This is a genomic window from Streptomyces sp. NPDC060366 (assembly GCF_042725135.1).
GTDB lineage: Bacteria > Actinomycetota > Actinomycetes > Streptomycetales > Streptomycetaceae > Streptomyces.
The window spans coordinates 1010395-1032710 of record NZ_JBHXDC010000001.1; the positions used below are offsets into that span (position 1 = coordinate 1010395).

Annotated in this window: 14 protein-coding genes; 2 read left to right on the plus strand and 12 right to left on the minus strand. The window is 69.2% G+C overall.

The genetic code is table 11. From position 1 onward, the window contains the following. Positions 1-112: 112 nt before the first annotated feature. From ACFWHU_RS04330 to ACFWHU_RS04360, 7 genes are all read right to left on the minus strand, one after another. The gene (locus tag ACFWHU_RS04330; RefSeq protein WP_387223827.1) at positions 113-1897 is read right to left on the minus strand and encodes a glycosyl hydrolase family 28-related protein; all 1785 of its coding nucleotides are present in this window, start codon (positions 1895-1897) and stop codon (positions 113-115) included. 126 nt (positions 1898-2023) lie between these two features. Further along, positions 2024-3655, minus strand: a complete 1632-nt coding sequence (locus ACFWHU_RS04335; RefSeq protein WP_385798210.1) for a glycoside hydrolase family 13 protein — start codon at positions 3653-3655, stop codon at positions 2024-2026. A 120-nt stretch (positions 3656-3775) separates the two neighbouring features. Further along, the gene (locus tag ACFWHU_RS04340; RefSeq protein WP_385798212.1) at positions 3776-4705 is read right to left on the minus strand and encodes a carbohydrate ABC transporter permease; all 930 of its coding nucleotides are present in this window, start codon (positions 4703-4705) and stop codon (positions 3776-3778) included. A gap of 15 nt (positions 4706-4720) precedes the next feature. Further along, positions 4721-5680, minus strand: coding sequence for a carbohydrate ABC transporter permease (locus ACFWHU_RS04345; protein ID WP_385798214.1), 960 nt, complete (start codon positions 5678-5680; stop codon positions 4721-4723). An 85-nt stretch (positions 5681-5765) separates the two neighbouring features. Beyond that, positions 5766-7187: an ABC transporter substrate-binding protein gene (locus ACFWHU_RS04350; RefSeq protein WP_387223830.1), complete on the minus strand. Its 1422-nt coding sequence runs from the start codon at positions 7185-7187 to the stop codon at positions 5766-5768. Positions 7188-7447: 260 nt separating this feature from the next. Further along, entirely contained in the window at positions 7448-8455 is a 1008-nt protein-coding gene (locus ACFWHU_RS04355) for a LacI family DNA-binding transcriptional regulator (RefSeq protein ID WP_385798218.1), read from the minus strand. Positions 8456-8571: 116 nt separating this feature from the next. Continuing rightward, positions 8572-12858, minus strand: a complete 4287-nt coding sequence (locus ACFWHU_RS04360) for a discoidin domain-containing protein (protein WP_387223832.1) — start codon at positions 12856-12858, stop codon at positions 8572-8574. Between the two features lie 346 nt (positions 12859-13204). Between ACFWHU_RS04360 and ACFWHU_RS04365 the strand changes: the two genes are divergently transcribed. Both ACFWHU_RS04365 and ACFWHU_RS04370 read left to right on the plus strand, forming a co-directional pair. Then, the gene (locus ACFWHU_RS04365) at positions 13205-14902 is read left to right on the plus strand and encodes an ATP-binding protein (RefSeq protein ID WP_387223834.1); all 1698 of its coding nucleotides are present in this window, start codon (positions 13205-13207) and stop codon (positions 14900-14902) included. Then, on the plus strand, positions 14899-15576 hold the full coding sequence (locus ACFWHU_RS04370) for a response regulator (RefSeq protein WP_078074684.1): 678 nt from the start codon (positions 14899-14901) through the stop codon (positions 15574-15576). The genes ACFWHU_RS04365 and ACFWHU_RS04370 overlap by 4 nt, the downstream gene beginning before the upstream one ends. A gap of 38 nt (positions 15577-15614) precedes the next feature. Here the strand turns inward: ACFWHU_RS04370 and ACFWHU_RS04375 are convergent, their stop codons facing one another. The 5 genes from ACFWHU_RS04375 to ACFWHU_RS04395 form a co-directional block, all read right to left on the minus strand. Then, entirely contained in the window at positions 15615-17243 is a 1629-nt protein-coding gene (locus ACFWHU_RS04375; RefSeq protein ID WP_387223837.1) for a cation acetate symporter, read from the minus strand. Continuing rightward, the gene (locus tag ACFWHU_RS04380) at positions 17240-17833 is read right to left on the minus strand and encodes a DUF485 domain-containing protein (RefSeq protein ID WP_387223839.1); all 594 of its coding nucleotides are present in this window, start codon (positions 17831-17833) and stop codon (positions 17240-17242) included. Before ACFWHU_RS04380 ends, ACFWHU_RS04375 begins: the two co-directional genes overlap by 4 nt. A gap of 96 nt (positions 17834-17929) precedes the next feature. Beyond that, on the minus strand, positions 17930-18598 hold the full coding sequence (locus ACFWHU_RS04385; protein WP_387223841.1) for a response regulator: 669 nt from the start codon (positions 18596-18598) through the stop codon (positions 17930-17932). Further along, on the minus strand, positions 18595-19809 hold the full coding sequence (locus tag ACFWHU_RS04390) for a sensor histidine kinase (protein WP_385798231.1): 1215 nt from the start codon (positions 19807-19809) through the stop codon (positions 18595-18597). Before ACFWHU_RS04390 ends, ACFWHU_RS04385 begins: the two co-directional genes overlap by 4 nt. A gap of 130 nt (positions 19810-19939) precedes the next feature. Then, positions 19940-22066, minus strand: a complete 2127-nt coding sequence (locus ACFWHU_RS04395) for a type IIA DNA topoisomerase subunit B (protein ID WP_385800903.1) — start codon at positions 22064-22066, stop codon at positions 19940-19942. Between the last annotated feature and the right edge of the window lie 250 nt (positions 22067-22316).

Sequence of the window (22316 nt, forward strand, 5' to 3'; positions counted from 1 at the left end):
GCTCCAGGATAGGAGAACGGCTCATCGGAGCCGGCCGGTGGCCGGTTCGTCCTCGACGGCCGGACGGGCCTTTTCAGCCCGTCCGGCCGTCGAGGGCGGAACCGGAGCCGCCCTACTCCGCCGGCTCGGGCCAGCTCGCGCAGTCGTCCCAGGCCGTGTCCCAGCCGGAGTTGCCACCGCCGTCGGTGATCTCGAAGGTGCCGCTGCCCGCCGGGTACGGGCAGTTGTACGTACCGGCGACGCCCACGTCCGTGGCCTTGACGTCGCTGAACGTGACCGCGCCGGGTGTCTCGGCCTGGACCACGACCGTCCCGACGCCGTCGACCGTCGCGCCGTCGACGTTCACATGGGCGACGGCCTTGCCCGTCCCGCTGCCGGAGACGAACTCGAAGGCGCTGTAGGGGCTGTCGGTGATGGTGGTGTCGGTGATGTTGACGTCCGCCTCGATGGCGCTGTCGTACGCGTCGACCCGCAGCGCGCCCATCGGGTGCTGCCAGTTGGGGTTCATGGCGCCCGTGCGTACGAGAGTGTTCCCGGCGACCGTGATCGTGCCGGCCAGCGGGAAGAACGGGTCCATGAACTTCTGGTTGGAGATCGCGATACCGCTGCCCAGGGCGTTGGTGTCGAGGATCAGATTGTCCTTGACCGTGATGTCGCGGCCACCGTAGATCGCGATGCCGTTCGCCAGGTTGGGCTGCGAGACGGTGTTGTTGGCGAAGGTGCTGGAGCTGTTGGTGGTGTTGAGCGACCACATGGCGAGCGAGTCGTCGCCGGTGTTGCGCAGGAAGTTCTCACGTACCTGCACCCCCTTGGCCGTGCCGTTCAGATTGAGCCCGTCGGCCGTCATGTCGAGGACGCGGTTCTTCTCCACGACGAGGTTGTCGTTGTTGCCGGTCAGCCAGAGGCCGACCTTGAGGTGCTGGAGCCACATGCCGGACACGCTGGAGTTCGGGCCGAGCGAGCCGTTGACGAAGTTGTCCGGGTTGTTGTCGACGCGCTCGGTGACCTCGCCGATGACGGCGAAGTCGTGCAGTCCCACGTTGCCGGTCGGGGCGCCCGACTGGTCGATGAAACGCGAACCGCGCACCACGGAGTGCCAGTTGCCCGCGCCCCGTATCTCGACGTCGTCCACACCGCTGAGCGACTGGGTCAGTTTGAAGTCGCCCGGCGGGATCCATACGACGCCGCCCTTCGCGGCGGCGATCGCCTCGCGGAACGCCTGCGTGGAGTCGCCCTCCCCGCTCGGGTCGGCGCCCTTGTCGACGACCGAGACCGCGCCGGACGGGGCGCCGGCGGGCCCGGCGACCTGCTCGAAGTCGGCGACGTCGATCGTGGTCGGGACGCTCGCCTCGAACTTGACCTTCGCGCCCGCGGGCAGGTCCCGCCCGAGCAGCGCGCGGGTGTTGTCGAGCAGGTGGTGCGTCTTGGCGCCGGCGATCCAGGGCGTGTCGATGTACGAGTACTTGGACGTGACGGCGAGCGTCGTGTCGGTCCTCTCGCCGTCGATGTACACCGCGAGGGTGCCGCTCTGCCCGTCGGGGACGCTGTACGCGAGGTTGACTGCGTTCGCGGCGGTGGGCAGCGTGAACTCCACGCTCTGGCCCGCGGTGAGTTGGACGGCGCGCCGGCCGGAGGACTCCGAGGCGAGCGTGCCCTGCGTGTAATCGGGCCCGACGGCGGCGCCGTTCGTGGTGGCGTCCTCCGCCTCGACGGAGGTGAAGGGGAGGCTCGCGCCGGCCGCGGCGACCGCCGCGCGGGCGGGGGCCTTCACCGGCTCGGCCGTCGCAGTGGGGGCGACGAGTGCGAGTCCGGTGGCCGCGACGGCCACGGCGGTGGCGATCGACAGCGTCATGTTCCTCGCCGACTTGCCTGTCGTGTTCCTGACAGATGTCTTCATGTGGGGGTCCTGCACCTTCCTGTGGGGCGGAGGGATGTCAGGGGGCCTACGCCTCCCGTCCGCCCCGTGCCCCGGCCGCGGCGCTGCGCGGTCGGGACGTACGGGGCGGACGGTTCGGCCGCGGAGTCAGCTCCGCAGCCAGGCCGCGGTGTCCTGCGGCAGCCTCCCCTCGTCGTCCAAGGGGCCGCTGGTGAGCAGAACGCTTCGGTGGCCGGGCAGCTCCGTGGGGGGCCCGGCGAGATTGACGACGCAGATCAGCCCGTCGGTGCGGGTGAAGGAGAGCACACCGGGGCCGGAGGGCAGCCAGGTCAGCGCCGCCTCGGCGCGGTCCCCCGGCGCCCCGGCGGCGAATCCGGGCTCCGTACGGCGCAGCCGCAGGGCCTGCCGGTAGAGGCTGAGCATCGAGTGCGGATCGTCCGTCTGGAGGTCCGCGGCGTACTTCGCCCAGGACTCCGGCTGCGGAAGCCACGGTTCGGTGTCTCCCCCGAAGCCGGCGTACGGCGCGTCCGCCCGCCAGGGCAGCGGTACGCGGCAGCCGTCGCGGCCGGGATCCGTACCGCCGGACCGGAAGTGCATCGGGTCCTCGATGCGGTCGCGCGGGATGTCCGCCTCGGGCAGGCCCAACTCCTCACCCTGGTAGACGTAGACGGCGCCGGGCAGTGCCAGCGAGAGCAACGCGGCGGCGCGCGCCCGTCTCGTACCCAGCTCCAGATTCGTCGGGGTGCCGAAGACCTTGGCCGCGAAGTCGAATCGGGTGTCCTCGCGCCCGTAGCGGGTCACGGTGCGGGTGACGTCGTGGTTGGAGAGCACCCAGGTGGCGGGGGCGCCGACCGGCGCGTGCTCGGCGAGCGTGTCGTCGATGGCGGTCCGCAGCCGGTCCGTGTCCCACGGGCACGACATGAAGCCGAGGTTGAAGGCGGTGTGCAGTTCGTCGGGGCGCAGATAGCGGGCGAAGCGCTCGGCGTCGGGAAGCCAGACCTCGCCGACGAAGATGCCGTCGTACTCGTCGGCGATGGCGCGCCACGAGCGGTAGATGTCGTGGAGTTCGTCGCGGTCCACGAAGGGGTGGGCGTCGGTGCCGGGTGTGAAGTCGGGCAGGGCGGGGTCCTTGGCGGGCAGGACGGCCGAGTCGATCCGTACGCCGGCCACGCCCCGGTCGAACCAGAAACGCAGCACGTCCTCGTGTTCCCGGCGGACCGCCGGGTGGGCCCAGTTGAGGTCGGGCTGTCCGGTCGCGAACAGATGCAGATACCAGTCGCCGTCGTCCAGCCGGGTCCAGGGGACGCCGCCGAACTCGGACACCCAGTTGTTCGGGGGGAGTTCGCCGTTGTCCCCGCGCCCCCGGCGGAAGTGGAACAGCTCGCGTTCGGGGCTGCCGGGGCCGGCCGCGAGGGCCGACCTGAACCAGACGTGCTGGTCGGAGACATGGTTGGGCACGATGTCGACGATCGTGCGGATACCCAGCTCCCGGGCCTCGGCGATCAGCTTCTCCGCCTCGGCGAGGGTGCCGAAGGCCGGGTCGATGGTCCGGTAGTCGGCGACGTCGTAGCCGCCGTCGGCGAGCGGTGAGAGGTACCAGGGGGTGAACCAGAGTGCGTCCACGCCCAGTTCCACGAGATACGGCAGCCTGGACCGCACGCCGGCGAGATCTCCGGTGCCGTCGCCGTCGCCGTCGGCGAAGCTGCGTACATAGACCTGGTAGATGGCGGCGTCGCGCCACCATTCGACGGTGGCCTCGGCCGGCTGGATGGCTGCCACGTGACGGTCCTTTCGGGCAGGTGGGACTCCGCCGCCGGCCCCCGGACAACGGGGCGCTGGATGAGAGGGCGGGCGGCGGAGCGCTGGTGGGGAGTAGGTCGAACGGAGCGGAAAGGACGATCAGCCCTTGAGGCCGCCCGCGGTCAGACCGCTCATGATGTTGCGCTGGAAGAGCAGGAAGATGAGCAGCGTCGGGACGGACGCGATGGTGAGCGCGGCGATCAGGACGTTCTCCGGTACTCCGCTCGCGAGCGAGTAGATGCCCACGTTCAGGGTCTGTTTGCTCGGGTCGGGCAGGGTGAGCATCGGCCAGAGGAAGTCCTTCCAGACCCCCACGACCGCGAAGATCGAGACGACTCCGAGGATCGGCCGGGAGATCGGCAGCACCACGGATCTCAGGGTGCGCATCGCCGAGGCCCCGTCGATGGCCGCGGCGTCCAGCAGTTCCCGCGGTATCGAGTCGAAGAATCTCTTGAGCAGGAAGATGTTGAAGGCGTTGGTGACGGACGGCAGCCAGATCGCCCAGGGCGAGTTGAGGAGGTTGCGTTCGATGATCGGTACGTCGAGCACCGTCAGGTACTGGGGTACGACGAGGACGGTCGCCGGGATCATCAGCGTCATCAGCATCAGGCCGAGGATGGCCTTGCCGAAGATCGGCCGCAGCTTGGAGAGGGAGTAGGCGGCGGCCACGTCGAAGATCAGCTGGAAGGCGAGCGCGCCGAACGCGTAGTACAGGGTGTTGAAGAGCAGTTTGGCGAGGTCCATCACCTTCCACGCCTGCTCGTAGTTCTCCGGGTGCACGGAGGTGGGGAAGGCGGTCGGCGGGCTCTGCACGACTTCCTGGGTGGTCTTCAGACCGCCGGTGACCATCCAGTAGAGCGGTCCGAGGAAGACCAGGGTGAAGAGAAGGACCACCAGGGCGAAGACGATCCAGTAGACCGCCCTGCCACGGGATCTGCCCAGTTGGGCGGGTGAGATCAGGGTCCGCGGGCGGGCGACCTCGACGGTCGCGGCTCGCTTGCGCCGGGGTATGAGCGTGTTCGCTGTCATGCCTTCTCTCCCGTCCTAGTCTTCGCTGCTGCGGCTGAGTCGCACGTACACCGCGGAGAAGCCCGCGAGGAGTACGAGCAGGACGAGTCCGAGTGCCGCCGCACTGCCGTAGTTGTTGAAGTTGAACGCGTACTGGTAGATGAGATAGACGACCGTCGTCGTCGACCCTTCCGGTCCGGCCCCGTTGGTGAGCAGGAACGGTTCGGTGAACACCTGCATCGTCGCGATGATCTGCATGAGCAGCATCAGCGAGAGAATGAGCTTGGTCTGCGGGATGGTGACGTGCCAGATCTTGCGGAAGATTCCCGCGCCGTCCAGTTCGGCCGCCTCGTACAGTTCGCCGGGAATTCCCTGGAGCGCGGCGAGATAGATCAGGGTGGCGCCACCCATGCTCATCCAGGTCGCCGCGATGACCACGGAGAGCATGGCCGTGTCGGTGTCCTGGAGCCACTGCTGGGCGGGTAGTCCGAAGGTCTCCAGGATGCGGTTGAACAGGCCGTATCCGGGGTCGTAGAAGTACTTGAAGAGCAGCACCGACGCGACCGGCGGAAGCATCACCGGGAGATAGACGAGCAGCCGCAGATATCCCTGGCCGTGCCGGAACTCGTTGAGTACGACGGCGACGAGAAACGGGACGATGAATCCCAGCAGCAGCGCGAGGGCGGTGAAGAGCAGTGTGTTGCGCCACGCCTGCCAGAAGGCCGGGTCGTTGAAGATGTAGGTGAGGTTGGACCAGCCGGCCCAGGTGGTCTTCCCGTTCTCGTTCTTCTGGAAGGCCAGGATGAATTCCCTGACCATCGGATACCAGGAGAAGAACGAGAAGCAGAGTACGGCTCCGATCAGGAACCCGTGCGCCGAGAGATTGCGGCGCACGGACCGTACGAACTCCTCGCGGGCAAAGTCCGTCCGGTTGGAGCCGGGGCGTCCGTGGCTCGGCGGGGTCGCCTTGCTCTTGGACAGGGTGGGGGCCGACATGCTCTCTCCTCGGTGCCGGTGCGCAGACTCGTTGACTCGCGGACTGGCGGGGACCGGGTCCGCGTGACCCGGTCCCGCCCGTCCGTTACTGAGTCGCCAGGACTTGGTTGACCTGCTTCTCGGCGGTCGACAGGAGCTTGTCGACGTCGGCGTCCTTGTTGGTCAGCACACCGGACATCGCGACGTCGAGGATCTTGTAGATCTCCTGCGCCTTCGGCGGCTCGGCCTTGCCCTTGACCGGGTTGTCCATGAAGGGCTTGAAGTTCTCGACGGGCATCGTGGCGTGCTCGCTGCGCAGCGCGTCGTCCTTGGTCTTGGAGTCACCGAGCCAGAAGTTCGGCTGCGGCAGTCCGACGGGGAGCTTGTCGGCCTTGCTGCGGTCCCACTGGAACTGGCCCTTGCCCGGGGTGAGGAACTTGAAGTTCTGCCAGGCGATGGCGGCCTTGATCTTGTCGGGCGAACTGCCCTTCTTGATCATGTAGTTGTTGCCGCCGAAGAGGGTCGCCTCGGCGCCGGGGATCGGGCCCATGCCGAAGTTCTCGTACTTGGCGCCGAGTTGCTGGACCATGTACGTGATGTCGTCGGGCGCGGCGAGGAACATGCCCAGCTTGTCGGTGGCTATCTGCTTCTGCAGGTCGCCCCACTTGAGCAGCTGGGTCTTGCCCATGCTGTCGTCCTCCCACCGCATGGTGTGGAGGTTCTCAAGGACCTGCTTGCCCAGGTCGGTGTTGAACGCGGCCTTCTTGCCCGTGGAGTCGACGACCTCGCCGCCGAGACCGTAGATCGACGCGGTGAAGTGCCAGCCGCCGTTGTTGCCGGCGCTGTACTCGCCGAAGCCGGAGACGCCGCCGCCGATACCGGCGATCTTGTCGGAGGCCGTACGGACGTCTTCCCAGGTGGTGGGGGGCGAGTTGGGGTCGAGTCCCGCCTCCTCGAAGAGCTTCCGGTTGATCAGCAGGCCCATGGTGTAGTTGCTGGTCGGCAGGCCGTAGAGCTTGCCGTCCTGCTTCAGCACGTCCAGGACGTTGGGGTCGATGTCCTTCAGCGCGGGCACGGACTTGTCGTTGACGTACGCCGAGATGCCCTCGGCCCCGTCGTTGTCCAGCACCTGCTGGAGGTCGGTGAAGTAGGTGTAGTACACGTCGGGCTGGGACTTCGCCTTGAGCATCGCGGTGAAGCGCGGCGGCTCCAGACACTGGCCCGGCGTGGACTTCCCGTTGATCTTGACGTTCGGGTACGTCTTGTTGAACTCCTTGACGTCCTCGTTCCACTCCTTCAGCTCCGCGGCCTTGGCGGCCGGCGGCATGCAGTCGATCGAGAGTGTCACCTTGGCCTTCGGGTCCAACGGCGCTGACGGGTCGGACGACCCGCCGCCGGAGTCGCCGTCGTCGTCGCTGCTGCTGCTGCTCGTGCCGCAGGCGGCGAGAGTCAGGGCGAGCACGGTGACAATGGCGGCCGCGGCGGTGCGGTCGGTACGGCGAATACGGCGGAACCCAGCACTTCTCATCGATGGTCCCCTTCGGGCATGAGCGTGGAAGGCCCACGGCTGAAACTCTGCCGGGGCGCGGCACACTCAACCACCGTCGACAGGGGACCGCAAGATCTCGCGCCGTTTTCGTAAAAGTTTGACAGTCCTCCGCATCGGCCACGGGCCGCCCGCGGGGCCGGAGTTGGACAGGGCGGGATTTGTCAGACAGGACCCCCGGAAGCGCCACAGGGCCCCCGAGGGGGCCCTGGAAGGGGTTTGCGAGGGCAGGTCGGCGAGACCTACCGCGGCGACTGCGCCGTGGAGCCTCGTACGACCAGCTCCGGCTCGAACAGCAGCTCGCCCGGCGGCACGGCGCCGCCCTGGATCTGCGCGCACAGCAGCTCCACCGCGGCCCGGCCCATGGCCTCGATCGGCTGGCGGACGGTGGTCAGCGGCGGCTCGGTGCAGTTCATGAAGGCGGAGTCGTCGTATCCGACGACGGAGACCTCGCCGGGGACGTCCCGACCGCGCCGGCGGGCCGCCCGTACGGCGCCCAGGGCCAGCGGGTCGCTCGCGCAGATGATGCCGGTGACGCCGCGGTCCAACAGCCGCGCGGCGGCGGCCTGGCCGCCTTCCAAGGAGAACATCGACCGTTCGATGTACTCGTCGGGCAGGGTCTCCCCCGCCGCCTTCACGATCGCCAGTGCGGCGGCGAGCTTGCGCCGCGACGGTACGTGGTCGGCCGGGCCGAGGACGAGGCCGATGCGCTCGTGGCCGAGCGACGCCAGATGCCGCCACGCCTGCTCGACGGCGACGGCGTCGTCGCAGGAGATGGTGGGGAAGTCGAGGTTCTCTATGGGCGCGTTGATGAGCACGACCGGGATCCGGCGCTCGTGGAGCTGCCGGTAGTGCTCGTGGGGCGCGTCGGCCTGGGCGAAGAGCCCGCCGGCGAACACGACTCCCGACACCTGCTGCTGGAGCAGCAGTTCGACGTAGTCCGCCTCGGAGACGCCGCCCTTGGTCTGCGTGCACAGGACGGGGGTCAGCCCCTGCTGCGCCAGCGCGCCGCCGATCACCTCGGCGAAGGCGGGGAAGATCGGGTTCTGGAGTTCGGGCAGGACGAGGCCGACCAGCCTGGCACGCTCGCCGCGCAGCTGTGTCGGCCGCTCGTACCCGAGCACGTCCAGTGCGGTCAGCACGGACTGCCGGGTGGCCTGGGAAACTCCCGGCTTGCCGTTGAGCACCCGGCTGACCGTGGCCTCGCTGACCCCAACCTTCTTAGCCACCTGAGCAAGTCGTCGCGTCATACACGCAAGACTAGCGCAAACAATGCAAGCTACTTGCTTCCGAGCGTAAAGACCCTGCACAGCCATGGTGCCGCCCGAGAGACCCCCGGGCGGCACCACAGCGGTGTGCCCTGCCTCTACGGGTTGATATGGATCTTGAAGTTGGGCGTGGTGTTCTTCACGTCCAGAGCGTTGCCGCTCATCCTCAGACCGTTGAAGGTGACCTCACCGACCGCGGGACCCTGCCCCGCCTCCGGCAGCTCGTTCGCCCACAGCCCGAAGCCGGACTTGGCATCGTAGGCGTCACCGCTCTTCTTCGCACCGGTGATCGAGATGTCGCTGAGGATCGTGTCCTTGATCGGGAACTGCGGTTGTCCTCCCACGTAGTTGGTCTGGAACATGACCCCGCTGTACGTCGGGTCGACGATGTCCACGTTGTTGATCCGGATGCCCTGGAACACCTTGGACGCGGAGAACAGCCAGATGCCGGGGAACGTCTGCGCGCCCCAGAAATGGCCTCCGGCTCTCACGATCGACACGTTCTCGATCGTCGTGGGCTCGGTCCCGAAGCCGTTCATCGGATAGCCGAAGTCCAGCGAGCTGACTGTGATGCCCGAGTACACGAGCGTGTCCGCGATATGGATGTTGCGGAAGGTGTTGTTGAAGCCGCCGTAGACGGCCACACCCGCCGCGCGCCAGGTCAGGATCGACGTCAGGTTCTCGTAGACGTTGTCCTTCATGTCCGCGCCGCCGGCGTCGATCGCCGAGAACAGCGCGAAGCTGTCGTCTCCTGTGGCCCGCGCCTCGTTGTTGGTCACGAGGTTGCCGGTGCTGCCGTTGGTCATGTTGATGCCGTCGGCGAACATGTTGCGGATACGGGAGTTCTTGATGGTCATGTCGTCGGTGTTCGCGCCCCAGTAGAGGCACACCATGTGCTCGTTCCAGATGTTGTCGATCTCGATGTCACGCACGTTCGAGAAGTCGAACACCTTGCCCGGACCGTCGATGCGCGAGGTGTAGTTGCCGAAGTACGCGAAGTTCTTGAACGACGAACCCGCGGCGGCGGCCTCGGCCCGGAAGCCGATGTCGGTGTTGTCCTGCGTCGACGGTGCGTGGAACTTGGTGTACCAGGGACCGGCGCCGACCACCTGTACGGGCTTGCCGTACACCTGGAACTTGCTGGCCGTCTGGTAGTCACCGGCGGGCAGGTAGACGCCCTTCAGGGTGCCGGTGTTGTCCATCCGGACCCGATCCAGGGCGTTCTGCACGTCCTGGTGGGTGAACCCGGCCGGGACCGTGTAGGTGGCGGGGTCCGGGTTGGCGGTCGGTGCGACCTGCTCCAGGTTGATGAAGTCGATCGCGTAGGTGGTGTTGTTGGCAGCGTCCTTCTGGAGCTTGATCTTGCTGCCGGCCGGGACGGTCTTGCCCAGCATCACGTTCGCCTCGTCGTAGATGTGACGGGGCGCGCCCTGGCCCGGGGAGTTGCCCGGTCCCGCCTCGGCGCCGTACAGCCAGGCGTACTTCGACGTGAGGTCGATCGCCTTGAGGAAGACGCCGTCCACGTAGACGTTGAGCGTGGAGTTGATGCCCCCGCCGCCCGCGGAGTCGGGGATGGAGAAGCGGGTCACCAGGGTGTTGGTGCTGGCCCGGGTGGTGAACTCGACGTACTCGCCGTTGGCGTCGAGGTTGACGGCCCTGCGGCCCGATGCCTCGCCCGCGATGTCGCCGACGGTCCTGTTGGGACCGACCTTCGTCGCGCCGCCGCCGGTGGTGCCGTCCTCGGCCTCGTACATGTCGAACGGCATGTTGGCGCCGCGGCCGACGAACAGCGACTGGGTGCTGGTGTTGTTCTCGCGCTTGACCGGCACTTCGTTGGCGTCGTCGGCGAGGACGACCTTCACGGTGTACGAGCCGTTGGCGGCGGTCCAGGTGCCGAGCGATACCGGCGCCGTGGTGGCGCCCGCCGCGATGACCCCGGTGTGCGCGCCGGTGAGGGTCTTCACCGTGGCGCCCTCGGAGTTGAGCACGGTCAGGGTGATGCCGTGGCTGCCGCCCGCGGAGGCGACGGTGCCCTGGTTCTTCACCGAGACGGAGAAGTTGACCGTGTCACCGGCCGCCGGGGCGGACGGAGAGGAGCCGAGCGTCGCGACCAGGTCGGAGCTGGAGACCGGCTTCACCACCAGAGGGGCCGAGGCGGTGTAGGTGTTGTTGGTCTCGTTCTGCTCGATCACCGCGTCCGCCACGTCGGCGACCGCGCTGAGTTCGTAGGAGCCCGCGTCGCGCGGTCCGATGGCCGCGCTGACATTGGCCGACGCGCCGGGGGCGAGGGTGCCCACCGCCGCCGTGCCGACCTTGGAGTCACCGAGCCGGAATTCCAGCGAACTCGCCGCCGCGGCGACCGTGCCGTTGTTGCGCACCGTCGCCGTCAGGGTGATCGGGTTCGACTCGACCGGCTCGGCGGGGGCCGCGGTCACCGCCGTGACCTGGAGGTCCGGGTTGGGTGCCGGCTCGCCGAGCACCTGGAACTCGGCGACCTGGCCCGCGCCGGAACCGGTGTTGGAGGTGAACCTGAGCTGGACGTCCGCGACGTTCCCGGAGACCGGGATGGTCACCTGGTTCCCGGAGGCCGGGCTGAACGCGTAGTCCTTCGCGGCGGCCAGGCTCGTGAAGGCCGTGGCGTTCTGCTCGCGGCCCAGCACCTGGATGTTCTGGGTACGCGGTCCCCAGCTGCTGTCCGGGTTGAGCTTGACGACGACGCTCTCGGTGGAGGCGTTGGCGCCCAGCTTCACGGTCAGCGTGTTGGGGTAACTGCCCCCGGCGCCTTCCCAGTAGGTCGACGTCGAGTTGTCGTTGGCGTTGGCCGCGACGAACGTGTGGACCACGGAGGAGGCGCTGATCGGCTTGCCGACGGCCAGGTTGGAGACCGAGCCGCTGCTGCCGGTGCGTGTCACCGTGTTGCTGTTGCCCGACCGGTTGCCCGCCGCGTCCTTGGCCCGTACGAAGTACGAGACCGTCGTGCTGGCTGGCTGGGTGTCGGTGAAGGTCAGGACGTTGCCCGCGACGGTGTCGCGCAGCACGTTGTTGGCGTAGATCTCGTAACCGGTGACCGCCGTGTTGTCGCTGGACGCCTGCCAGGTGAGCTTGACCTGGGTCGGCGAGGGCGAGGTGTGGGCGAGACCGGTGGGCGCGGTCGGCGCCTGGGTGTCGCCGCCGGCCGGCTTACGGGTGACCGTGTTGCTGTTGCCCGACGTGTTGCCCGCCGCGTCCTTGGCCCGTACGTAGTACGAGACCTCGGCGTTGCCGGGCTGGGTGTCGGTGAAGGTGGTGACGTTCCCGGCGACGCTGGTGCGCAGCACGTTGTCGGCGTAGATGTCGTAGCCGGTGACCGCCGTGTTGTCGGTCGACGCCTCCCAGGTCAGCTTGATCTGACCGGAGGCGGGCTCGGTGAACGCCAGCTCGGTGGGCGCGGTCGGGGCCTGGGTGTCACCCGTCTCGGGACCGTAGATCTCCAGCTCGGACACCTGGGCGGCGGGCTGCCCGGAGTTGGCCGTGACCAGCACCCGTACGTAGCGCGTGGTGGTGGCGTCGAAGGGGATCGTCACCGTGTTGCCGGACCCGGGCGCGAATTGGTACGCCTTGGACGCGGTCAGGTCGGTGAAGGCCGTGCCGTTGGTGCTGCCCTGGAGCTTGAGCGTCTGGCTTCTGGCGCCCCAGCCGTCGGGGAGTTTCAGTACGACGCTGTTGACGCCCACGGACGAGCCGAGGTCGGCCTGGAGCCACTGCGGGAGGGCGCCGTTACGGCTCTCCCAGTAGCTGGCCTTGTTGCCGTCGTTGGCGTTGGCCGCCGCGTACACCTCGGTGTGGCTGCTCTCGGTGAGCGTCCGGCCCGCGGCGAGGTTCACCGACGCCGCGGCGGCCTTGTGAACCTGGAGCTCGGCGAGCTGGCCCGCGGAGGCGACGGAGTTCTTCGTGATGTTCACCCGGACATATCGCGTCCGGGTGGCGGGGAACGAGATGTCGACCTCGTTGGCCTCGCCCGGACTGAAGGTGTACGAGGCGGAGGTCTTCAGAGTCGAGAAGCTGGTGCCGTCCGCGCTGCCCTGGACGGCGAGGGTCTGCCGTCTGGTCTCCCAGTCCGCGGGGAGCTTCAGCGTCACCTGGTCGATCCGGGCGGCGGAGCCCAGATCGGTCTGGACCCACTGGGGGAGGCTCTTGCCGGAGCCCTGCCAGTACGTCGACCGATTACCGTCGGCGACCATCCGGGCGGAGTGGTCGCTTTTCGCGCTGCTCGCCGCCGCGGTGGCGCCCGCGGCGATGTTGGGGCCGTCCGCCGCCGAAGCGGTGAGCGACGGCACGCCGACCATCAGGAGACTGGTGATGACGGCGGCGGAGATCGCCCGCCATCTCCATCGGTGAGATCTCATGTATCCCCGATCTTCGGCCTCGGCGCCGGGGCGCGGCGAGGCGCGGCTCTGTCTGCATGGCTGGTGCCACCTGGCTGGTGCGACTAGCGTTTCTGCACTGCGGAGCAGGATCTTTTGCGTTGTGCGGTCAGAGAGTTGCAGAGAAATGCGAGAGCGTCCACCGGTGCGACAGAACCAAGTCGGCCGTTCTCTGGCTCGAAAACACCCAAGCCGGACCCACCAGCCCCTATCCGTCAGCTTTCCAGCGAACTTTCAGCGCACCGCAAGCGGGTCGCAAATCACGTAAGTCATTTGCGTAAATCTGGAAATTTCAGAAAGGCACCTGCGCCGTCTACCGTTCCTACACATGAACGCCGGACCGACGACCCCACCGCGACGACGGCGATTGGGCTGGCCACAGCGCGTCTTCTCCCAGGTGCTGCTGATGCAGCTGGCCATCGCCGCGGGCACCGCCGTGCTCGCCACCGGCCTGTTCCTGCGGCCGCTGAGCGACCAGCTCGACGACCAGGCGATGCGCCGGGCACTCGCGATCGCCGAGACGACGGCGTCCGAGCCGGTGGCGGACGCGCTGCTGGCGTCGCGGCCCTCGGTGGACGGACCGGTGCAGGCGGAGGCCGAACGCATCAGACGGGCCACCGGCGCCGAGTACGTCGTGATCATGGACAGACGCGGGGTCCGCTGGTCACACACCGACACCGGCCAGATCGGCAAGGTCGTCTCCACCGATCCCAGCGAGGCGATAGCCGGCCACGACATCATGGAGATAGACAGCGGCACCCTCGGCCGCTCGGCGCGCGGCAAGGTCCCGCTGCGCGACGAATCGGGGAGGATCATCGGCGCCGTGTCGGTGGGCATCGCGTACGACAGCGTCCGCGAACGTCTGCTCGCGACGATCCCCGGACTGCTCGCGTACGCGGGCGGCGCCCTGGCCGTCGGCGCGCTGGCCGCCTATCTGATCTCCAGACGCCTTCAGCGCCAGACCCATGACCTGGCCTTCTCCGACATCTCGGCGCTGCTCGCGGAGCGCGAGGCCATGCTGCACAGCCTGCGCGAGGGAGTGATCGCACTCGACGGGACGGGGCGGATCCGGCTGATGAACGACGAGGCGCAGCGGCTGCTCGGGCTCGGGCCCGAGGCCACCGGACAACCGCTCGACGTGGTGCTGGGACCGGGCCGTACCACCGACGTACTGGCCGGCCGGGTGGAGGGCGACGACCTGCTCACCGTGAGCGGCGCCCGCGTGCTCATCGCCAACCGGATGCCGACCGACGACGGCGGCGCGGTCGCCACACTCCGTGACCGTACGGAACTGGAACAGCTCGGCCGTGAACTGGACGCCACCCGCGGTCTGATCGACGCACTGCGTGCCCAGGACCACGAGCACGCCAACCGGATGCACACACTGATGGGCCTGCTGGAACTGGAGATGCACGACGAGGCCGTGGAGTTCGTGACCGAGGTCGTCGGTGTGCACCGGGCCACCGCCGAGCAGGTCACCGAGCGGATCCACGACCCGCTGCCGGCCGCCCTGCTGGTCGGCAAGGCCACCGTCGCCGCCGAGCGTGGCGTCTCGCTGCGCATCTCACCGGCCACCCTGCTGCCCGACCGGCTCGTCGACCCGCAGGGTCTGGTCACGGTGCTGGGCAATCTCGTGGACAACGCGCTGGACGCGGCGGCCGGCTCCGAGGACCCGCGCATCGAGGTGGAGGTACGGGCCGAGGGCCGTACGGTCGTCCTGCGGATCTCCGACAGCGGCCCCGGCGTCCCGCCGCAGCAGCGCGAACTGGTCTTCACGGAAGGCTGGACGACGAAGGAACTGCCCACCCACGGCCGACGCGGGCTCGGCCTCGCCATGGTGCGCAGGCTCGCCGAGCGCCAGGGCGGCAGCGCCTCCGTCACCGAATCCGCCGACGGGGGCGCGGAGTTCACCGTCGTCCTGCCCGAGGCACTCGCCGAGACGGAGCGCGTCACGCGGGACGCGGCGCCACCGGACGGTCTCGTCCGCGATCCGGCAGAGCCCGTCACCAGAGGGGAGACACGATGATCGACGTACTGGTCGTGGACGACGACATCCGGGTCGCCGACATCAACACCGCCTATGTGGCGAAGGTGGCCGGATTCCGGGTCGTCGCCAAGGCGCACTCGGGGACGGAGGCACTCACCCGGCTCGCCGAGCGGCCCGTCGACCTGATCCTTCTCGACCACTATCTGCCCGACCGCGACGGGCTCTCGGTGGTGCGGGAACTGCGCGGGCTCGGCCACCGGACCGACGTGATCATGGTGACCGCCGCGCGCGACGTCGCCACCGTCCAGTCGGCGATGCGCCACGGGGCGCTCCAGTACCTGGTCAAACCGTTCAACTTCGCCGGGCTGCGCACCAAGCTGGAGGCGTACGCGACGCTGCGCCGCACGCTGGAGAGCGGCGGCGAGGCCGAACAGGCCGATGTGGACCGGATGTTCGGCGCGCTGTCGGCATCCGCCACGCCAGAGCTGCCCAAGGGGCACTCGCCGAGCACCGCCGAGGTGGTGCGCCAGGTGCTGCTCGGCGCCGAAGGGCCGCTGTCCGCGCACGAGATCGCCGAGAGCGCCGGGATGAGCCGGCAGACGGCGCAGCGGTATCTCAAACTGCTGGAGCGGGCGGGGCGGGTACGGCTCAGCCTCCGGTACGGCGAGACGGGCCGTCCGGAGCACCGGTACGCCTGGGCGACGAGCGGCTGAACCGGCTCACGTCCGGGTCATGTCCGGAGCGCGGCCGCTCAGACCGCGCCCGCTCCGGTGAGTGAACGCACCTCGGACTCCGCGTGCTTGGCCTCGTCCGCGGGTTCCGGGAAGAGGACCGTGCCGATCCAGCCCGCCAGGAAACCGAGCGGGATCGAGACCAGGCCCGGGTTCTGGAGCGGGAAGACATGGAAGTCGACGCCCGGGAAGATCGCCTCCGGGCTCCCGGAGACGACGGGTGAGAGCACCACCAGCAGCACGGCCGGCACCAGCCCGCCGTACACCGACCAGACCGCTCCGCGCGTGGTGAAGTTCCGCCAGAACAGCGAGTAGAGCAGCACCGGCAGATTGGCGGAGGCGGCGACGGCGAACGCGAGACCTACCAGGAAGGCGACGTTGAGGTCGCGGGCGAGCAGCCCGAGCGCGATGGCGACGGCGCCGATACCGGCCGCCGCGAACCGGGCGACGGCGACCTCGCTGCGCGGCTCGGCGCGGGAGCGGGAGCGGGTTTCCGAGTGGGGTTCGGCTCGCGGCTTCTTCAGGGAGGCGTAGAGGTCGTGCGCGACGGAGGCCGACGAGGCGAGGGTGATACCGGCGACGACGGCGAGGATCGTCGCGAAGGCGATGGCGGCGACCACGGCGAAGAGAACCGTGCCGCCGGTGGAACCCGCGCCGCCGCCGAGGTCCAGGGCGAGCAGCGGCACCGCCGTGTTCCCCGCCGCGCTCGACTCGCGCACCTCGGCGGTGCCGACCACGGCGGCGGCACCGAAGCCGAGCACGATCGTCATCAGATAGAAGCTTCCGATGAGCCCGATGGACCAGACGACCGACCGGCGGGCGGCGCGAGCGGTCGGCACGGTGTAGAAGCGGGACAGGATGTGGGGCAGTCCGGCCGTGCCGAGCACCAGGGCGAGCCCCAGGCTGATGAAGTCGAACCGCGCGGTCCAGCCCCCGCCGTAGGCGAGACCCGGGTTGAGGAACTCCTTGCCATGGCCGCTGCGTTCGGCCGCGGTGGTGAGCAGCGCGTTGAAGTCGCCGTGGAAACGGACCAGTACGAGCACGGTCAGCGCGACCGTGCCGGCCATCAGCAGCACGGCCTTGACGATCTGGATCCAGGTGGTGGCCCGCATCCCGCCGAGCGTCACATAGACGACCATCAGCGCGCCCACGCCGATCACCGTCCACGCGCGCGCCGCCTCGCTCGTACCTCCCAGCAGCAGCGCGACCAGACTGCCCGCCCCGACCATCTGCGCCACCAGATAGAGAACGGAAACGGCGACGGAGGAGGTGCCCGCCGCGATCCTGACGGGGCGCTCACGCATCCGGGTGGCGACGACGTCGGCGAGGGTGAACCGGCCGCAGTTACGGACGAGTTCGGCCACCAGCAGCAGGACGACGAGCCAGGCGACGAGGAAGCCGACGGAGTAGAGCATCCCGTCGTAGCCGAAGAGGGCGATGAGGCCGGAGATACCGAGGAAGGAGGCGGCCGACATGTAGTCGCCGGCGATGGCGAAACCGTTCTCCATGGGCGAGAAGAGCCGTCCGCCGGTGTAGAACTCCTCCGCCGAGCCGTGCCGGTCGCGGCTCACCCAGGTGGTGATGCCGAGGGTGACCGCGACGAACGCGCTGAACAGCACCAGCGCCAGGGTCTGGTGGTCGCCGCTCATCGCCGCCGCTCCCCTGCCCGTGCGGTCCCGGACTCCCGCGCGGCCTCGGACTCCCACGCCGTCCCGAGCTGTCGCGACCTCGTGAGGTCGAAGACGCTCCAGCGCAGATCGAGCGCGTCCCGGTCCCGGTGCAGCCGGGCATGGCGCGAGTACGCCCAGGTCAGCAGGAAGGTGCTGAGGAACTGGCCGAGCCCCGCGACCATCGCCACGTTCACGGCCCCCGCCACCGGGCGCGCCATCAGATCCGGCGCCGTGGTCGCGGCGACGACATACGCCAGGTACCAGATCAGGAATGCGAGGGTGGCCGGGAAGACGAACCGGCGGTAGCGGCCCCGTACCTCCTGGAAGGCGGCGCTGCGCTGGACCTCCAGATAGATGTCCGCCGCGCCCAGCCCGTGCTCCGCCGCCGCGTGGGCTCCATCGGCCCCGCCGGCGGCGTGAACCGTGCGCGTGGCGGGCGTCGGTGCGGGTGCGACGGGCGTCGTCGGCGTGCCCGTACCGTCCAGTTCGCCCCAGCCCGAGGCCGGCGCGTCGTACCAGGGGTCGTCGGTCCGCACTGTCGCGGCGCCGCGCCCCTCCTGCTTCTCCACCGGTCAACTCTCCTTGTCAGCGGGCCGTTTCGGCCGCGCCCCAAGGATGGGCGGAATGGGAAGATCCCGGACTCTTCTCCGCTCGACTTCACCCCATCAGGTGATGTTTGTCCCGGGTGGCCGGATGAGCCCGTGCTGATAGGCGTAGCGCACCGCCTGCGCCCGGTCGCGCACCCCGGCCTTGGCGAAGATGTTGTTGATGTGGGTCTTCACGGTGGCCGCCCCGATGTGCAGCCGCCCGGCGATCTCGTGGTTGTAGAACCCCTCGGCGACCAGGGACAGCACCTCGGCCTCACGGGCGGTGAGCCCGTCGGGCGGCGACTCGCGCGCCGGTACGGGGGCGACCGCGCTGACCCGTTCCAGCAACCGCCGCTGCACGGTGGGGGCGAGCCCGGCGTCCCCCGCCATGACGTCCTGGACGGCCCGGACGATCTCGTCGCCGCCCGCGTCCTTGGTCAGATAGCCGCGCGCGCCCGCCCGGAGGGCGGGGAACAGCGAGTCGTCGTCGGCGTAGGTGGTGAGCACCACGACCTGGGTCGCCGGATACCGCTCGCGGATCCGGCGGGTCGCCTCGACCCCGTCGCAGCGCGGCATGCGGAGGTCCATCAGCACGACGTCCGGGGCGAGTTCACCGACGAGGGCCACCGCCTCCTCGCCGTCCTTCGCGGCGCCGACGACCTCGATGCCGGGCAGCAGCCCGAGCAGCATGACGATGCCCTCGCGGACGACGGCCTGGTCGTCGGCCACGATCACGCGGGCCGTCATACGGGCACTCGCAGGCGCACGGTGAAGCCCTTCCCCTCGGACCGGTCCGGCGGTCCGGAGCCGTACGGGGCTCCGCCGACGCCGCCTTCAACAGAGGCCGCGGGTCCGGCCTCCAGAGTGCCGCCCAGCAGTTCGGCGCGCTCCCGCATCCCCAGGAGACCGTACCCGGAGCCGGAGGCCGCGAGTTCGGAGCCCGGCGCGTCCGCGCCCTCGTCGCGTACCTCCAGGGTCACCGCGTCCCGCGCGTACTCCAGTCGCATCGTCACTCCCGCCCCCGGAGCGTGCTTGCGCGCGTTGGTCAGCGCCTCCTGAGCGACGCGCCGTACCGCCTGCGAGGCCTCGGTGGGCAGCAGTCGCGGCTCCCCCACGACCTCGGTCCGTACCCCGTCGACCGCCAGCTCCCGCAGATAGTCCTCGACGGGCACCAGCTGGCCGCGGAGAGCGGACAGCGCCTGGCGGGTCTCCGCCAGTCCCTGCCGGGCCATGCTCCGCGCCTCCACCACGCGCCGCAGCACCTGCTCGCGGTCGTATCCGCCCTCGATCTGGAGGCGCGCAGCCTCCAGATGCACGAGCTGCGCCGAGAGGCTGTGGGCCAGCACGTCGTGGATCTCTCGGGCGATCCTGGCCCGCTCGGCCAGCGCTGCCGACTCGGCCTCGGCCGCCCGCGCGGCGCGCTCCTGCGCCAGCAGCCGGAACCCGGCCCCGCGCGCCTGGGCGTCGAGGCGCAGAGTGAAACCGCCGAGCAGAACGGCGCCCATCGTGATCGCCACCTCCGTGAGCGCCTCGGTGTTCGCCAGAGCGAGGACTCCGGACAGCACCGCCCAGACGCCCAGGGCCGGTGCGATCGGCAGCCTCTCCACCGCGAACGCGCCACCCAGGATCCAGAGCAGCGCGGCCGTGCCCTCGGCCCCCGCGACGCTCGCGCCGACTCCCAGGAGCGTGATCACGAGGAACATCCCCAGCGAGGGAAGCAGCCGCTTCTGGACGGTCCACCGGTGCAGGAACACCACGGCCGTCCCGAAGCAGAGCATGCCCAGCACGGGCAGCACCGCCCGCCAGCCGTGGAAGACGCCCGCGGTGTACGCGGTCGCGACCAGCCAGCAGACCAGCCCACCGACCAGCAGGCAGTCCAGCGCCGTCCTTACGCGCGGCACCCCCACCCGGGTCAGCGCCTCCTTGCTCGGCCACACGGTCACCGCGCCGATCGGCATTGGCGAAGCCCTCTCTCTCGGCTTCGAATGCTACGGAGCCGGGCGCCCCGCCGAATCCCCTCCTGGGGGGAGCCGGAAACGGCGCCGGGCTCCACCCGTGGGTGGAGCCCGGCGCCGTGTGGTCCTGAAATCAGACGTCGATCCTGGCGCGGTCCAGCGTCGCGGCCGAGCTGGTGATGAACTCCTTGCGCGGCGCGACCTCGTTGCCCATGAGCAGGTCGAAGACCTGCTCGGACGATTCGAGGTCCCCGATGTTGATCCGCCGCAGCGTGCGGTGGCGCGGGTCCATCGTGGTCTCGGCCAGCTGGTCGGCGTCCATCTCGCCGAGGCCCTTGTAGCGCTGGATGGAGTCCTTGTAGCGCACGTTCTTGCGCTGGAACTCCAGGAGCGTCTGCCGCAGCTCGTTGTCCGAGTACGTGTACACGTACTTGTCCTGGCCCTTCTTGGGCTGCACCAGCTCCACCCGGTGCAGGGGCGGAACCGCCGCGAAGACCCGGCCCGCCTCCACCATCGGACGCATGTAGCGCTGGAACAGTGTCAGCAGCAGACAGCGGATGTGGGCGCCGTCGACATCGGCGTCGACGAGGAGCACGATCTTGCCGTAGCGGGCGGCGTCGATGTCGAACGTCCGGCCCGAGCCCGCTCCTATGACCTGGATGATCGCGCCGCACTCGGCGTTCTTCAGCATGTCGGAGACGGACGACTTCTGAACGTTGAGGATCTTGCCGCGGATCGGCAGCAGCGCCTGGAACTCGCTGTTCCGGGCGAGCTTGGCCGTACCGAGCGCCGAGTCGCCCTCGACGATGAACAGTTCGCTGCGCTCCACGTCGTCGCTGCGGCAGTCGGCGAGCTTGGCCGGCAGCGAGGAGGTCTCCAGCGCCGTCTTCCTGCGCTGGGCCTCCTTGTGCTGGCGGGCGGCGATGCGCGTACGGGCGGCGGCGACGGCCTTCTCCAGCACGGCGCGCGCCTGCGCCTTGGCGTCGCGCTTGGTCGACGTCAGGAACTCCTTGAGCTCCTTGGCGACGACGCCCGCGACGATCCGGTTGGCCGCCGACGTCCCCAGGATCTCCTTCGTCTGCCCCTCGAACTGCGGCTCGGCGAGACGCACCGTCACCACGGCCGTGAGACCTTCCAGGGCGTCGTCCTTGACGACGTCGTCCTCGGCGACGCGCAGGAGCTTCGCCGAGCGCAGCGCCTCGTTGACGGTCTTGGTCACCGCGCGCTCGAAGCCCGTCATGTGCGTGCCGCCCTTGGGGGTGGCGATGATGTTGACGTAGGAGCGCATCGTGGTGTCGTAGCCGGTGCCCCAGCGCAGGGCGATGTCGACGCCCAGCTCGCGGGTGACCTCGGTGGGCGTCATGTGACCGCGGTCGTCCAGGACGGGCACGGTCTCCTTGAAGACGCCCTGTCCGGTCAGCCGCAGCACGTCGCAGACGGCCTTGTCCTGCGCCAGGTACTCGCAGAACTCGCTGATCCCGCCGTCGTAGCGGAACGTCTCCTCGATCGTGCCGTTGCCCTCGCTCTCGCCGGCCGCCCGCTCGTCACGCACGACGATGGTCAGGCCGGGGACGAGGAAGGCGGTCTGGCGGGCCCGCTGGTGCAGGGTCTCCAGCGACAGCCTGGCGTCCTTGAGGAAGATCTGCCGGTCGGCCCAGTAGCGGGTCCGGGTGCCGGTGCGCGTCTTGGGCACCCGCTTGCCCTTGAGCAGGCCGTTCGCCGGGTCGAAGGGGGCGTCGGGGCCCGATTCCGTGAAGATGCCGGGGACGCCGCGGCGGAAGCTGATCGCGTGCGTGGCGCTGTTGCGGTCGACCTCGATGTCCAGCCGGGCGGAGAGCGCGTTGACGACGGAGGCGCCCACGCCGTGCAGACCGCCGGAGGCCGCGTACGAGCCGCCGCCGAACTTGCCGCCCGCGTGCAGCTTCGTCATCACGACCTCGATGCCGGAGAGACCGGTCTTCGGCTCGACGTCGACGGGGATGCCGCGGCCGTTGTCCCTGACCTCGACCGAGCCGTCCTCGTGGAGCGTGACGTCGATACGGTCGCAGTAACCGCCCAGGGCCTCGTCGACCGAGTTGTCGATGATTTCCCAGAGGCAGTGCATCAGACCGCGGCTGTCGGTCGACCCGATGTACATGCCGGGCCGTTTCCGGACCGCTTCGAGCCCCTCAAGGACGAGCAGGTGCCGCGCGGTGTAGTTGGAACCGTCACGATCTGCTGTCAGCAGCGCACTGGACGGCACGGACGTCTCGGCGGTCACGCGGTTCGCTCCTCGCTGAATTTGAAATCTGGCCCAGTGGGTAAGGGCCCGGCATCGGTCGCCGCTCAGAGGGTACAGAGGCCTGGTAGAGCCGTTGTAACGCCACCCTATTGAATTCTCATGCTAACCGAGGCTCGCATGGGTGTTCGATCGCTCGATGGAGTGAAGCACACATCACGTTCCCTTCCAGGCATGAACCATTTAGGCTCCGGGCACGTCCTCATGAACGACCGGCAAGCCAGCCGGGAGG

Bases quoted from the DNA above. Each gene is read 5' to 3' on its own strand.
- ACFWHU_RS04345 (WP_385798214.1), bottom strand. From the start codon at position 5,680: ATGTCGGCCCCCACCCTGTCCAAGAGCAAGGCGACCCCGCCGAGCCAC.
- ACFWHU_RS04365 (WP_387223834.1), top strand. From the start codon at position 13,205: ATGAACGCCGGACCGACGACCCCACCGCGACGACGGCGATTGGGCTGG.
- ACFWHU_RS04355 (WP_385798218.1), bottom strand. From the start codon at position 8,455: ATGACGCGACGACTTGCTCAGGTGGCTAAGAAGGTTGGGGTCAGCGAG.
- ACFWHU_RS04360 (WP_387223832.1), bottom strand. From the start codon at position 12,858: ATGAGATCTCACCGATGGAGATGGCGGGCGATCTCCGCCGCCGTCATC.
- ACFWHU_RS04370 (WP_078074684.1), top strand. From the start codon at position 14,899: ATGATCGACGTACTGGTCGTGGACGACGACATCCGGGTCGCCGACATC.
- ACFWHU_RS04385 (WP_387223841.1), bottom strand. From the start codon at position 18,598: ATGACGGCCCGCGTGATCGTGGCCGACGACCAGGCCGTCGTCCGCGAG.
- ACFWHU_RS04340 (WP_385798212.1), bottom strand. From the start codon at position 4,705: ATGACAGCGAACACGCTCATACCCCGGCGCAAGCGAGCCGCGACCGTC.
- ACFWHU_RS04350 (WP_387223830.1), bottom strand. From the start codon at position 7,187: ATGAGAAGTGCTGGGTTCCGCCGTATTCGCCGTACCGACCGCACCGCC.
- ACFWHU_RS04390 (WP_385798231.1), bottom strand. From the start codon at position 19,809: ATGCCGATCGGCGCGGTGACCGTGTGGCCGAGCAAGGAGGCGCTGACC.
- ACFWHU_RS04375 (WP_387223837.1), bottom strand. From the start codon at position 17,243: ATGAGCGGCGACCACCAGACCCTGGCGCTGGTGCTGTTCAGCGCGTTC.
- ACFWHU_RS04330 (WP_387223827.1), bottom strand. From the start codon at position 1,897: ATGAAGACATCTGTCAGGAACACGACAGGCAAGTCGGCGAGGAACATG.